The sequence below is a fragment of the Listeria welshimeri serovar 6b str. SLCC5334 genome, from assembly GCF_000060285.1.
GTDB lineage: Bacteria > Bacillota > Bacilli > Lactobacillales > Listeriaceae > Listeria > Listeria welshimeri.
Genome location: NC_008555.1, coordinates 229,699 through 244,830, shown reverse-complemented (window position 1 = coordinate 244,830; position 15,132 = coordinate 229,699). Strand labels below are relative to the sequence as shown.

General features: G+C 37.4%; 8 protein-coding genes and 1 pseudogene. All 9 read right to left on the bottom strand.

Features of this window, described 5'->3' with window-relative positions; translation table 11 throughout:
* Position 1: 1 nt before the first annotated feature.
* On the bottom strand, positions 2 to 547 hold the full coding sequence (locus LWE_RS01215; RefSeq protein ID WP_011701088.1) for an HAD family hydrolase: 546 nt from the start codon (positions 545 to 547) through the stop codon (positions 2 to 4).
* 74 nt (positions 548 to 621) lie between these two features.
* Positions 622 to 4,227, bottom strand: coding sequence for a DNA-directed RNA polymerase subunit beta' (rpoC, locus tag LWE_RS01210; RefSeq protein WP_011701087.1), 3,606 nt, complete (start codon positions 4,225 to 4,227; stop codon positions 622 to 624).
* Between the two features lie 171 nt (positions 4,228 to 4,398).
* Positions 4,399 to 7,953, bottom strand: a complete 3,555-nt coding sequence (rpoB, locus tag LWE_RS01205; RefSeq protein WP_011701086.1) for a DNA-directed RNA polymerase subunit beta — start codon at positions 7,951 to 7,953, stop codon at positions 4,399 to 4,401.
* A 246-nt stretch (positions 7,954 to 8,199) separates the two neighbouring features.
* Positions 8,200 to 8,445 (bottom strand): annotated as a pseudogene (locus tag LWE_RS14750) (hypothetical protein).
* A 65-nt stretch (positions 8,446 to 8,510) separates the two neighbouring features.
* Positions 8,511 to 9,953 carry a sucrose phosphorylase gene (gene gtfA, locus LWE_RS01200; protein WP_011701085.1) on the bottom strand — a complete coding sequence of 481 codons (1,443 nt, stop codon included), beginning with the start codon at positions 9,951 to 9,953 and terminating at the stop codon, positions 8,511 to 8,513.
* The gene (locus tag LWE_RS01195) at positions 9,954 to 11,651 is read right to left on the bottom strand and encodes an alpha-glucosidase (protein ID WP_011701084.1); all 1,698 of its coding nucleotides are present in this window, start codon (positions 11,649 to 11,651) and stop codon (positions 9,954 to 9,956) included.
* A gap of 14 nt (positions 11,652 to 11,665) precedes the next feature.
* Positions 11,666 to 12,496: a sugar ABC transporter permease gene (locus LWE_RS01190; RefSeq protein ID WP_011701083.1), complete on the bottom strand. Its 831-nt coding sequence runs from the start codon at positions 12,494 to 12,496 to the stop codon at positions 11,666 to 11,668.
* A gap of 1 nt (position 12,497) precedes the next feature.
* Positions 12,498 to 13,835, bottom strand: coding sequence for a carbohydrate ABC transporter permease (locus tag LWE_RS01185; protein ID WP_011701082.1), 1,338 nt, complete (start codon positions 13,833 to 13,835; stop codon positions 12,498 to 12,500).
* A 17-nt stretch (positions 13,836 to 13,852) separates the two neighbouring features.
* Positions 13,853 to 15,079: an extracellular solute-binding protein gene (locus tag LWE_RS01180; protein WP_011701081.1), complete on the bottom strand. Its 1,227-nt coding sequence runs from the start codon at positions 15,077 to 15,079 to the stop codon at positions 13,853 to 13,855.
* Positions 15,080 to 15,132 lie beyond the last annotated feature (53 nt).

Genomic DNA, 15,132 nt, shown 5'->3' with positions numbered 1-15,132 from the left:
GTCAAGAAGAAATTTTGTTTAATAATAAAAGAGCTTCGGGAACATCTGCTAAGTCCCAAACTGGTATAACAAATGGCGGAGCGACAAGAGGCAAACGCTCTTCTTGAAGACAGACTTCTGGATTTTGCAACCAAATAGCATGGATACCCGCACGGTTCGCTCCAATAATATCACTTTCGAATGTGTTTCCGACCATTACCGCTGCTGTTTTATCAATATTAAGCTCATTTAAGGTAAAGTCAAAAATAGTTTTATCTGGCTTTTCCATTTTTCCTGGTTGTAGTTCAGAATTGGATGCGTAAATGAAGTCAAAATAATCAATAATGCCAAAATTTGTTAGCACGCGTTTAATCACTTCTGTGTCACTTGTTGCAGTATTGCTCAGAATGGCTTGTTTGAATCCGAGTTGCTTTACTTTCTCAAGTGTTTCTATAGCATCTTTACGAAGCACTACTTCCGGATAAGTATCAAGAGGGTGATGGTCGTATCTTGAGTTTGGCACAGTATTTAATGTTTCGCCCATATCCCAAATAACATGTGTAATCAAATCACTTCACTCCTTTTTTAAAAGTATAACAAAAAAAGCCAAGTGTACGCGAATGGTACACTTGGCTTAAAAAATTAAATATTTGTGATTTCGTCAGTTACTTCAGCTGTTTCTTTAATAACTTCGGATTTCAGTTTGCGGTAACGACCAATACCTGTACCAGCTGGAACAAGTTTACCTAGGATAACATTTTCTTTAAGTCCTAGAAGTTCGTCACGTTTTCCTTTGATTGCAGCATCTGTCAAGACACGAGTTGTTTCTTGGAATGATGCAGCAGACAAGAAGGAATCAGTTTCAAGGGAAGCTTTTGTAATCCCTAGAAGAACTGGACGACCTGTTGCTGGTTGGCTACCACTTAAGATAGCCTCACGGTTGGCTTCTGTAAACGTATGAATATCCATTAATGTACCTGGCAAGATGTTTGTATCACCAGTATCCATTACGCGGATTTTACGTAACATTTGACGAACCATAACTTCAACGTGTTTATCGCCAATTTCTACCCCTTGCATACGGTAAACTTTTTGTACTTCAGCAAGTAGATATTCTTGAACGGATAAAACGTCACGAACACGGATCAAGGCTTTAGGATCAACAGAACCTTCTGTCAGAGCTTCCCCACGTTCAACAATTGTTCCTTCTTCTACGCGCAGGCGAGCAGTGTAAGGAATGTTGTAAGAACGGCGGTCATCTGTACCTTGGATAGTGATTTCTTGTTGACGATCACGACCTTCTTCGATAGAAACTACTTCACCACCAACTTCAGTGATGATAGCTTGCCCTTTCGGATTACGTGCTTCAAAGATTTCTTGAATACGTGGAAGACCTTGCGTGATATCGTCTCCGGCAACCCCACCTGTATGGAATGTACGCATAGTAAGCTGAGTTCCTGGTTCCCCGATAGATTGGGCAGCGATGATACCAACTGCTTCTCCAACTTCGACTTCTGTACCAGTTGCCAAGTTTTTACCATAACATTTTTTACATACACCATGTTTAGTATTACATGTGAAGGCAGAACGAATAGTTACTTCTTCAATTCCAGCTTCAACGATTTGAGTTGCAATTGCTTCTGTAATTAAGTCATTTTCACGAGCAATAACTTCTTTTGTTTCTGGGTGACGAATAGTTTTACGAGAATAACGACCTTCTAGACGTTCTTCAAGTGGTTCAATGATTTCAGTACCTTCACGAATGGCTTTAATTGTAAGACCGCGGTCAGTGCCACAATCGTCTTCACGAATGATAACATCTTGAGCCACGTCAACAAGACGACGAGTAAGGTAACCAGAATCGGCAGTTTTAAGGGCTGTATCAGTAAGACCTTTACGCGCACCATGGGTAGAAATGAAATACTCTAAGACCGTTAAACCTTCACGGAAGTTAGATGTAATCGGCAATTCTACGATACGTCCGGATGGGTCAGCCATCAGTCCACGCATACCTGCAAGCTGTGTAAAGTTGGAAATATTACCACGAGCTCCGGAATCTTGCATCATGAAGATTGGGTTTAAGCGATCTAAACTCAAGATCAGTTTGCCTTGGATTTCGTCTTTAGCAGCATTCCATACAGCGATAACGCGTTCGTATCTTTCATCATCTGTAATCAAACCACGACGGAATGATTTAGTGATTTTTTCAACAGTATCATGTGCTTTTTCAAGAATTTCATGTTTTTCTTCAAGTGTTAAGATATCCGCAATACCTACTGTCATGCCGGCCTTAGTCGAAATCTTGAAGCCAAGATCTTTCATACGGTCAAGCATTTTAGAAGTTTCAGTAATATGGAATTTCTTGAAGACTTCCGCGATAATGTTACCAAGGATTTTCTTCTTGAATGGATCAATTAGTTCTTGTGCCGCAATATGAGCACGAACATCTGTTGTTGTATCAACGAAATATTTCGATGGTGTTTCGATTTCTAAGTTGAATTTCGTTGGTTCATTAATATAAGGGAACGATTTAGGTAAAATTGTATTGAAAATAAGTTTACCAACAGTCGTAATTAATAATTGATTGCGTTGTTCATCAGTGAAACGTTCATTTGGAATCGAACCAGCAAATACAGCAATACGTGAATGTAAGTGTACATAACCGTTTTGATATGCAAGTTGCGCTTCATTGATATCTTTGAAGATAGTACCTTCACCAACAGCATTTTCACGTTCTAAAGTAAGGTAGTAGTTACCTAGCACCATATCTTGGGAAGGTGTTACAACTGGTTTACCATCTTTAGGGTTCAAAATGTTTTGAGCTGCAAGCATTAGAATACGAGCTTCTGCTTGTGCTTCTGCGGATAAAGGAACGTGAACCGCCATTTGGTCACCATCAAAGTCAGCGTTGTAAGCTGTACATACAAGAGGGTGAAGACGAATTGCGCGACCTTCAACTAGAGTTGGCTCAAATGCTTGAATACCAAGTCTGTGAAGAGTAGGTGCCCGGTTAAGTAATACCGGATGTTCACGGATAACTTCTTCTAATACGTCCCAAATTTCTGGTGACATACGTTCGATTTTACGTTTAGCACTCTTAATGTTGTGCGCTAAGCCGCGTCCAACTAGTTCTTTCATTACAAATGGTTTGAATAATTCAAGTGCCATTTCTTTTGGAAGACCACATTGGTACATTTTTAGGTTAGGTCCAACTACGATAACGGAACGACCAGAATAATCGACACGTTTACCTAGTAAGTTTTGACGGAAACGACCTTGTTTCCCTTTAAGCATATGAGAAAGGGATTTAAGCGGACGATTACCTGGACCAGTTACTGGACGACCACGACGACCGTTGTCAATTAATGCATCAACAGCTTCTTGTAGCATCCGTTTTTCATTTTGCACGATAATGTTTGGCGCACCTAAATCAAGTAGGCGTTTCAAACGGTTGTTCCGGTTGATTACCCGACGATATAAGTCATTCAAATCACTTGTTGCAAAACGGCCACCTTCAAGTTGTACCATTGGACGAATTTCTGGTGGGATAACTGGTAATACGTCAAGCACCATCCAGCTTGGATTGTTTCCTGAGTTACGGAAAGCTTCCATAACTTCTAAACGACGAATTGCACGAGTACGACGTTGACCTTGTGCAGATTTTAGTTCTTCTTTTAAATCATTTGTTTCTTTTTCTAAGTCGATATCGGATAGAATTTTTTTAATTGCTTCTGCTCCCATACCAGCGGAGAAACCTTTACCATATTTTTCGCGATAAACGCGGTATTCACGTTCAGATAAAAGTTGTTTCTTTTCAAGTGGAGTATCGCCTGGTTCTGTAACCACATATGATGCAAAGTAGATAATTTCTTCTAATGCACGTGGTGACATATCCATAACAAGACCCATACGGCTTGGAATTCCTTTGAAGTACCAGATGTGGGATACAGGAGCTGCGAGTTCAATATGGCCCATACGTTCACGGCGCACTTTTGATTTCGTTACTTCTACTCCACAACGGTCACAAACTACGCCTTTATAGCGCACACGTTTGTATTTACCACAAGAACATTCCCAGTCTTTCATTGGTCCAAAAATTCTTTCACAGAATAAGCCGTCACGTTCTGGTTTCAGCGTTCTGTAGTTGATGGTTTCAGGTTTTTTTACTTCACCATGAGACCATGAACGAATTTTATCTGGAGATGCCAGACCGATTTTCATATACTCAAAATTATTAACATCTAACAAGTGCCCAACCTCCTAAATTAGTTTGGAGCATTCGCTTTTTAGGAAGTGCTTAGGAATACCCGCACACTTCCGCGACTTTTAGGAAAAGTCTTAGCGATCGCTTAATTTTATATTTTGCAAAAAACAAATCATTGTTTCTTATTGTTTTGGAGTCTCAATTATCGAACCGAATTACTCAGTCTTTTCAGCAGCTGCATTTTCCGGTTGTACGATATTGAAGGCATCATTTTGATTAGTAAAGTCGTCATCATCCATGTCACGCATCTCGATTTCTTCTTCGTCTGCAGATAGCATTTTAACATCCATTCCAAGACTTTGAAGTTCTTTGATGAGTACTTTGAAGGATTCTGGCACACCAGGTTCTGGAACGCTTTCGCCTTTAACAATCGCTTCGTAAGTTTTCACACGACCAACCACGTCATCAGATTTAATCGTTAGGATTTCTTGAAGGGTATATGCAGCACCATAAGCTTCCAGTGCCCATACTTCCATCTCACCAAAACGTTGTCCACCAAATTGTGCTTTACCACCAAGCGGTTGTTGTGTTACTAGAGAGTAAGGTCCAGTTGAACGAGCATGTAGTTTATCATCAACCATGTGGGCAAGTTTGATCATGTACATTACACCAACAGAGATACGGTTATCAAATGCTTCACCAGAACGTCCGTCATAAAGAACTGTTTTCGCATCGCGGGCCATACCGGCTTCTTCCACAGTGCTCCAAACATCTTCTTCATTCGCACCATCAAATACTGGTGTTGCAACATGAATTCCTAAAGCACGAGCAGCCATACCTAAATGAAGCTCAAGTACTTGTCCGATATTCATACGAGATGGTACCCCAAGTGGGTTAAGCATGATATCAACAGGAGTTCCGTCTGGCATAAATGGCATATCTTCTTCTGGTAAAATACGAGAGATAACCCCTTTGTTACCATGACGTCCGGCCATTTTATCGCCTTCGTGAATTTTACGTTTTTGTACAATATAAACACGTACTAATTGGTTTACACCAGGTGGTAGTTCGTCTCCCGCTTCACGTGTAAAGATTTTCACGTCAAGCACGATTCCGCCGCCGCCATGAGGTACACGTAATGAAGTATCACGAACTTCACGTGCTTTTTCACCAAAGATAGCGTGTAATAAACGTTCTTCTGCAGTTAATTCAGTAACTCCTTTTGGTGTTACTTTACCAACTAGAAGGTCGTTATCTTTTACTTCAGCACCAACACGGATAATTCCACGTTCGTCAAGGTCGCGTAAAGCATCTTCCCCAACATTTGGAATATCACGAGTCATTTCTTCAGGTCCAAGTTTTGTATCGCGAGCTTCCGATTCAAATTCTTCAATATGAATCGAAGTATAAACGTCATCTTTTACAAGACGTTCACTCATGATGATCGCATCCTCGTAGTTATAGCCATCCCAAGTCATGAATGCAACAAGTACGTTACGACCAAGTGCAAGTTCACCGGAATCCATAGATGGACCATTCCCAAGGATTTCTCCTTTAACAACGCGGTCACCTTCTGCTACGTTTGGACGTTGGTTATAACAAGTACCTTGGTTAGAACGAACGAATTTACGTAGAGTATATTTATCGATTCCACCAGTTACTTCTTTGCCATCAACTAAAGATACACGACGAACCCAGATTTCGCGGGCTTCAACGTGTTCTACAATACCGTCATGTTTGGCAGTTACAGCAGCACCAGAGTCTTTTGCAGATACGTGTTCCATACCTGTTCCAACAAATGGAGCTTCTGGGTGCATAAGAGGAACTGCTTGACGTTGCATGTTCGCTCCCATTAGCGCACGGTTACTATCATCGTTTTCAAGGAACGGAATACACGCTGTCGCAACAGATACAACCTGTTTAGGCGATACATCCATGTAGTCAATACGTTCTTTTTCTACCGCTAAGTTTTCTGAACGGAAACGAGCCATAACTTCTTCTTCTGTAAAAGTACCTTGTTCGTCTAATTTCGAGTTCGCTTGCGCTACTACGTAATTATCCTCTTCATCCGCAGTTAGATAATCAATTTTATCTGTCACACGGTTTGTTTCAGGATCAACGCGGCGGTAAGGTGTTTCGATAAAGCCGAATTTATTTACTTTTGCAAAGGAAGAAAGGGAGTTAATCAAACCAATGTTTGGTCCCTCTGGCGTTTCAATCGGACACATACGGCCATAGTGAGAGTAATGCACGTCACGTACTTCATAACCAGCACGTTCACGCGTCAAACCACCAGGTCCAAGCGCTGAAAGACGACGTTTATGCGTAAGTTCGCCAAGTGGATTTGTTTGATCCATGAACTGAGATAACTGCGAGCTACCGAAGAATTCTTTGATAGAAGCAACTACAGGGCGAATATTAATTAATTGTTGTGGTGTAATTGTAGTCATATCTTGAATAGACATACGCTCACGAACCACACGTTCCATACGGGATAAACCGATACGGAATTGGTTTTGTAAAAGTTCACCAACAGAACGAAGACGACGATTACCTAGGTGATCGATGTCATCTGTATCGCCAACACCATGTAGCAAGTTAAAGAAATAGCTAATGGATGAAATGATATCAGAAGGCGTGATGTGTTTTACGTTTTCTTCAATATAAGCATTACCAATGATGTTGATTTCTTTTTCTTCATCATTTGGCGCGTAGATTTTAATAGATTGAACGAGTACGCTATCTTCCATCACTCCATCAGTTGGACGAAGCGTGCGGAAACCTACACCGTTTTCTAAATTAGGAATAATTTGATCTAAATTACGACGATCCAAAATGTCACCTTTAGAAGCAATAATTTCACCAGTTTCTGGATCTACTAAAGTTTCTGCTAAAGTTTGGTTGAATAGACGGTTTTTTAGATGTAATTTTTTATTGATTTTATAACGTCCAACGCTTGCAAGATCATAACGTTTTGGATCAAAGAAACGAGAAACGAGTAAGCTTCTAGCGTTATCAACTGTTGGCGGTTCACCTGGACGCAATCTTTCATAAATTTCTAGAAGTGCTTTTTCAGCGTTGTCAGTGTTGTCTTTTTCGAGTGTGTTACGCAGATAGTCATTGTCACCGATTAAATCAATAATTTCTTGATCGGAACCAAAGCCTAGTGCACGAAGTAAAACAGTTACTGGTAATTTACGTGTACGGTCGATACGAACATGTACAACATCTTTAGCATCTGTTTCATACTCAAGCCAAGCCCCGCGGTTAGGGATGACAGTAGAACCAAAGCCTTTTTTACCATTTTTGTCTAGTTTTCCATTGAAGTAAACACCTGGAGAACGAACTAATTGGGAAACGATAACACGTTCTGCCCCATTAATAATGAACGTACCCATTTCAGTCATTAGTGGGAAATCACCCATAAATACTTCTTGGTCCTTCACTTCGCCGGTTTCTTTGTTGATTAGGCGCAACTTCACGCGCAGTGGAGCCGCATAGTTTGCATCACGGTTCTTAGATTCTTCTACCGAATATTTCGGCTCTCCAAGATCGTAATCAATGAATTCTAAAGATAAATTACCCGCAAAATCCTCAATTGGCGAAATATCGCGGAACATCTCACGTAGTCCTTCATCTAAGAACCACTGGTAAGAAGCTGTTTGAATCTCAATTAAGTTTGGTAATTCAAGTACTTCACTGATTCGCGCAAAACTTCTACGCGTACGATGCCGTCCATATTTTACATCATGTCCTGAATGTCCTGACAAACTATTCACCCCTCAAATTAATTAAAAAATTTATAAGCACACTTGTTAATTATGGCTGCGAAAACAATGGAACCTTCCGTATCCGAGGTTTAAGACGCTGGCAGTTTTTTTGCTACGTGCAAAATATACTGGCTTAAACACCGTTCATCAAAATTTTCCTTCTTGTTTCTAATCTTGGCTTGCAAACACGCATCCAAGAAGCATTTCCATAGTTAACTTAAGTGGAACTTTCGTACGAAAAATATTCTATTTAGACAAAAAGAAAGCGGATTTCATATTGCTGAAACTCCCTAGAAAATAATTTTCCTTAAAAGTGTCAGTACAAGACGGAAAAATTCGATTCCGTTTTGTATTTTTGAAAGCCACATCTATGTCTTCTATTTTGCCAAAATCGCTTGCAAATGCTTTATTTTCAACAGCATTTCAACTTAATAATAAACACACAAAAATAGTCCTGATTCTTTTGGCATTATATAATAATACAATAATCAGGCGCCGTTGTCAATAGAAAATACAAACAAACACGAACGAGAGACCTCATTCGTGTCTATTTATAATTAAATGGCAATATTTCTTTCGTTTTCGGTAATTTGGAATGATTTAGTCATTAAATTCGCTGTTAAGATTGCTACTATTTTTCCGGTTTTATTTTTGCGAATAATTACTATTTCATTTGAATTTGGTGTTTGCACTTCTATGCTACCCTCTAAATCAAATGCTTCAGAATTATTTCTAAATCGAAGTAGCTTACTTAATGCTTTAACAACTGGTCTTTCTACTTCCTTGGCAATTTCATCTACTGTGTAATAATGGCGATTGATATTACGTCCTTCTTTCGTTTTTTCCAAAAGTTCAATATCATTTTTACCCGCTAGTAATCCAACATAGTATATTTGTGGAATTCCTGGTGCAAAACATTGAATCGCTCTCGCCAACAAATAACTTTTATCATCATCGCCTAAAGCACTATAATACGTACTATTAATTTGATAAATATCCAAGTTGTTATATTTCTCGGAGGAATATACTTTTTTGACATTGGCTCCTATTTTGTATAATTCTTTTGATGTATAATCAAGTTCTTCGTCTGTTAATAGGTCTCTGGCATCCACAACTCCAATGCCATCATGTGTATCTAATGTAGTAAATTGCTTCATAGGACTCATTTTCAACCAGTTCGCTAAACGATTCGCATGTCCGCTATATAATGAATAAAGCATAACCATTGGTAGCGCAAAATCATAAATATAATAATTATGGTTCGCAATTTTCATTTGAATTGAATAATGCTCATGAATTTCTGGTAATAATTCCATATTATACTTCTTAGCTTCTGCTTTCACTTCATCCAGCAAATTCCAAATTTCAGGTTCAACAAAAAAATCATTGGTCTCTAATTTTTTAATAGCATAAGCAAAAGCATCTAGACGTAAGATGGAACAACCGTGCGACGCCATATTTTGTATTGTTTGGCGAATGAATTCCTTTGTAACTTCTGCTGTAACATCTAAATCAATTTGTTCTTCACCAAATGTATTCCAGACTAACTCTGTTTCTCCATCAGCAAACTCAACTTCTTGGAAAGGCGCTTTATCTTTTCGCTTATAGATTAAGTCTAAGTCTTTTTCACTTGGTCTGCCTGGTGGAAAAAACTCATTTACCCGAATAAACATATCTCTATATTTTGAGTTATCATGCGCTTTTTTAAAATCTTGAAAAAAGTGAGATTTTCGAGAAATGTGATTAATCATAAAATCAAACATTAAATAATATTTTTCACCTAGTTTTTCGACCATTTCCCAAGATCCTAACTTACTATCTACAATGGTATAATCAGTTGGCGCGAACCCTCGATCTCCAGTAGATGGAAAGAATGGTAATAAGTGAATCCCACCCACAACATCTTCAAAATAAGTTTCCATCATTTGATAAAGTTCTTCCATATTTCGACCCAGACTATCAGAATAAGTAATTAACATCGCTTTATTTTTAATTTGCAATCACTCTACCTCCAAAATTTTTGAAAAAACGGCGCCTGTATAAGCGGGTAAAATAAATTTATTTTCCACAATTTTTGGCAACTCCACATTGGCAATTATCTGTTCATAACAGCCTTCTGTGAATAATTGATCTTCAGCATCCGAAAAATTCACAACTATTAAGAGCTCTTTGTCATCTATTATCCGTTTGTAGGCAATAACTGTATCACTTGATTCCACTGGTACTAATTCACCATAAATTGTTACTTCTTTATATTTACTAAAATCACTTCTTAAATAGATTAATTTCTTGTAAAAATTTAATACAGATGTTTCATCCATTTGTTCCTGCTCAACATTAATTTCATGATAATTAGGATTGGTTTTCAACCAAATCTCATCCGCATTTGAGAAGCCAGCATTCTTTTGATTAGTCCACTGCATTGGCGTTCTCGAATTATCTCTACTACGACGGTACATCCATTCAAGTGCCTCGTCAGGACTCATTCCAGAAAGAAGAGCACGACGATATTGATCATGTGTGGCAATATCATTATAATCGGTTATACTATCCATTCGAATATTACTCATACCAATCTCTTGACCTTGGTATATGAAAGGAGTTCCGTGTAACATCATAAATAAAACGGCTAACATTTTTTTACTACGGTCATCTTGATATTCTTGTGGTAAATACTTATTTATCGAACGTGGTTGATCATGGTTCTCTAAATACTTGGCACCCCAACCATTTCGCTGTGTTATCAATTCATTAATCATTATTTTGTCTTTCAATTCTTTTACAGTCCATTTCGACTGCTTAAACCATTCTCCGGTTTCAGGCGTATCAATATCTGTATAACTAAAATCAAAGACCATACGAAAATGACCATTTTCGCCTATATATTCAGAGAGTCTTTCTTCTGGTACATCTGCTTCAGCCACAGTAAACGCATTGTGTTTTTTAAATGTAAGCTCATCAATTTCATTTAGCCACTCCTCAATCCCAGGCTGATTTAAAATCCAATGACCAATGAATACTAACCCATCTTCTCCGTTCGCTGGGAAAACACCATATTCAATTCTTTTCTTCAAATTTAAAATAGCATCAATTCTAAATCCACCTAAACCTTTTTCAAGCCACCAATTAATCATTTGGATACATTCATTACGAACCGCAATATTTTCCCAATTTAAATCAGGCTGTTTTTTAGAAAAAGCATGTAGATAAAACATGTTACTCTCACTAGGCACAGGTTCCCATGCAGAGCCACCAAAATAAGAACGCCAATTATTAGGTGGATTCCCATTTATACCTTCTCGAAAAATATAATAATCACGGTATTTACTTTTTGGATTAGCCAATGCTTTTTGAAACCATTCATGTTCATCGGACGTATGGTTAACCACCAAATCCATTAATATTTTTATTCCTAATTCGCCAGCTTTTTCAATTAATTCATCCATATCGTCCATTGTTCCGAACATTGGATCAATCTGATAATAATCAGAAATATCATAGCCACCATCATCCATAGGCGATTTATAGACCGGACAAAGCCAAACCACATTTATTCCTAAATCTGCTAAATAAGGAAGCCGTTCAATAATCCCTCTAATATCTCCAATGCCATCACCATTGGAATCTTGAAAACTACGTGGATAGATTTGATAAACGACCGATTCTTTCCACCATTCTTTTGCTTCTGTTAATTTCATTATTGATTTATCTCCTATCCTTTAACAGCACCACTGGTAATGCCTTCAACATAATATTTTTGTAAATAAATAAACAGTATTGTAATTGGCACTGCAATCAATATACAGCCAGCCGCAAATGTCGTATACATCGTATTAGCTGTTGTTTGATTCAACATAGAATATAAACCTATGGAAACTGTATATTTAGGTACATTATCTCCCATAATCACTTTTGCAAAAATAAAATCCATCCATGGTAACATAAACGCCATTAAAGCCGTGTAAACAATAATTGGCTTAGACATCGGTAACGTTATTTTTGTAAAAATACTTAACTTGGTCGCGCCATCCATCATTGCCGATTCGTCCAAAGATTTTGGTATCGTATCAAAAAAGCCTTTAGCAATATAAAAAGTTAATGCCGCTGTAGATGAATAAATTAAGACAAGCGCCGTTAGAGATTGTGTTAATCCAAATGCTTTCAAAATATAGTAAACAGCTATCATACTCATAAAAGCAGGAAACATATTTAAAACGAGTGCCGTTTTTAACATAGTCTTTTTAAATCTAAACCGAAGTCTAGATAACACATAAGCCATTGAAACTGTTATAAAAGTGCTTAACAAACAAGAACAAACCGCAACAATCATTGTATTCTTCACCCATAACATAAAAGGGAAATTTTCATGATTTTCAAATAGATATGCAAAGTGATCTAGTGTATACTCTTTCGGAAAGAAATACGAAACAAACTGTCCACTTTCCGCTCTAAAAGCCGTTAAAACAATCCAGATTATTGGAAAAATCCAAATACCTCCAAGTACTACCAACAACAAGTTAGGCCATATCGTAGCTTTTTTCATATTATTTGCTCCCTTCTTTATAAGAATTTGTACGTGTATAAGCAAACAATGAGAATGCCGCACTAAGAACGAATGTGATAATCCCAATAACAGAAGCTAAATTATAATCAGCAGCTTCTACTGTTAATTTATAAAGCCACGTTACAAGCAAATCCGTATCTCCAGCACCGTAGAAATTACTATTTGAAGGCCCTCCACCAGTTAAGAGATATATCACATTAAAATTATTGATGTTACCAATAAATTGCTGAATCAAACTTGGTAACATAACCGTTAATATTTGAGGGAACGTTATATACCTGAATAAATGAAAACTATTTCCCCCATCCATCCGCGCAGCTTCCAGTTGATCTTTCGGCAAGTTCATTAAAATCCCTGTGGCAATTAACATAGTCACTGGAATTCCAATCCACATATTAACGAATATGACAGATATTTTTGCAAGTAAGGCATCTGTCAAAAATGGTATTGGCTCAGCGATAATTCCCGCATTCATTAAAATAGTATTCAGCGGCCCAGCAGCATGTAACAAGTTTTGCATTACTAACAACGATACAAAAGGAGGCACAGCCATTGTTATAACAAAAATAGTTCGCCAAAACTTCTTGAATTTGACTCCCTTATGGTTAATAAGCAGTGCAAGCAACACACCAAAAAAGAAACAAGTAGCAGTTGCTAAAAGTGCCCAAATCAGCGTCCAACCAAGTACAGGGAAAAATGTACTTGAAATGTCGCCATTTAATACATTTTTAAAATTAACTAATCCTACCCATCCAAACAAATTTCTTGGTGGTAAGTGCTCATGATCATAATTTGTAAAAGCCAATGAAATCATGTAAATAAGTGGCATTATCGTAAAAACTATGACGCCAATGATTGGTATCGTTAATAGCGTTACATGAAATTTATTATCTAATAAACTCTTTAAATCTTCCTTAAAAGTTGGTATTTTTTTATTTTCCTGTTGAAATTTTTCCACTTGATTAGCACTTCTAATATTAGCAAGATACAAGAAAACAAATAGAACACATATAACAATTGTCATAATTCCATATATCAGCATTAGCATGGAATTATCACCTGGCGTCCGAACCATAATCCCTAAGTTATCATCATAATTCCACGATTGATTCACTGTCCCAAGAGTCGTCATACCTTGGATTAAACTAACACCATAAAACACAAGGAAAAACAAGAAAGCAAGTTCGCTAAAAAGAAATAAGAGTCCTTTCGCAATTTGCTTATGGGCCAAATTACCAGCCCCCATAATTACATAAGATAATCTCGTAGAAACAGAACCATTCTTAAAAATATTAAAATAATTCTTCTTAACCATCATATACTTAACCTACTTTCTTATTTCGCTGGTGTAATATCTTTGACTAATTTATCAAGTGCATCTGGATAATCCGCTTCCTTGATTTTACCTTTATATGTATCTACTAAAAGCGGATTCATATGTTGCCAAAAAACATTCATTTCAGGTATTTTCGGCATTAAAACGGAATGATTTTCAGATGTCATCGCAATTACTGCTTTTGCCACATCATTTTTTTCTACTGTAGAACTATTTCTTGCTTTCAAATTACTTGGGATTTTACCTAATTCTTCAAATGCCTTTACTTGCACATTCGCACTGGTGATATAATCAGCTAACTCCATAGCTTCTAATGGTGATTTAGTAAATGCGTTGATACAATATATTCCGCTACCTTGGAAAGCCATCATATTAACCTCTCCATTTCCAAAATCAGCCGTTGGATATACTGCGACCCCCATATTTTCTCCTAATACTTCTCGTATTGCAGCCTCATTCCAAACACCACTTAAAACAGCATTTATTTTACCTGATCTAAGCGCACTAATTTCATCTGCATTGACAGCAACTACATTGGAATTATCTTTTAACTTACCAATCCAATTCAATACTTGGACACCTTCTGGGGAATTAAAGGTTGTTCCATAAGGGTCTTCCCCATCTTTTCCGTAAAGATATGTCCCATTCGCTATAAACCAAGGAGTTTCACGATAATCTGCGCCACTCTCCGCAAGATTTATTCCTAATTTCCCTTTAGATGTTATTCCGGAAAAAGTTTTAATATCTTCTTCTGAAAAAACTCGCTTATCGTAATACATAAACATTGCTTCTGCCGTTACAGGAAAACCGTACATCTTATTTTGATATGTAGCAGCTTGAACGGAAGTTGTCGTATTATCTTTCTTAATTCCATCGGTATACTTTGTTAATTGGTAAACAGCACCCGACTCTACCATTTGTCCTAGACGATCATTTGGCGTTATAAATACATCTGCCGCCGCTTCCGGGTCTTTCTGAACATATTCTTGCGCTCGCCCAGATTCAGATTCAATCACTGTAATGTCATAATTCTTATCAGGATGCTCTTTTTTAAAATCTTCTACCACTTTTCTATAAAAATCACCTTGATTTAAATCGACCCATACTTTTAAAGAAACATTTTTTTCGTTTACTTTTATATCTGGTTTGTATTCTTTTTCTACACCACAACTAGTTAATAAACTTAAACCGATAATAATACTGATGGACAAAAGTAATTTCTTCATACTCGAACATTCTCCTTATCTTCATTTAAAATGACAACCGGTTGTCATTTTAG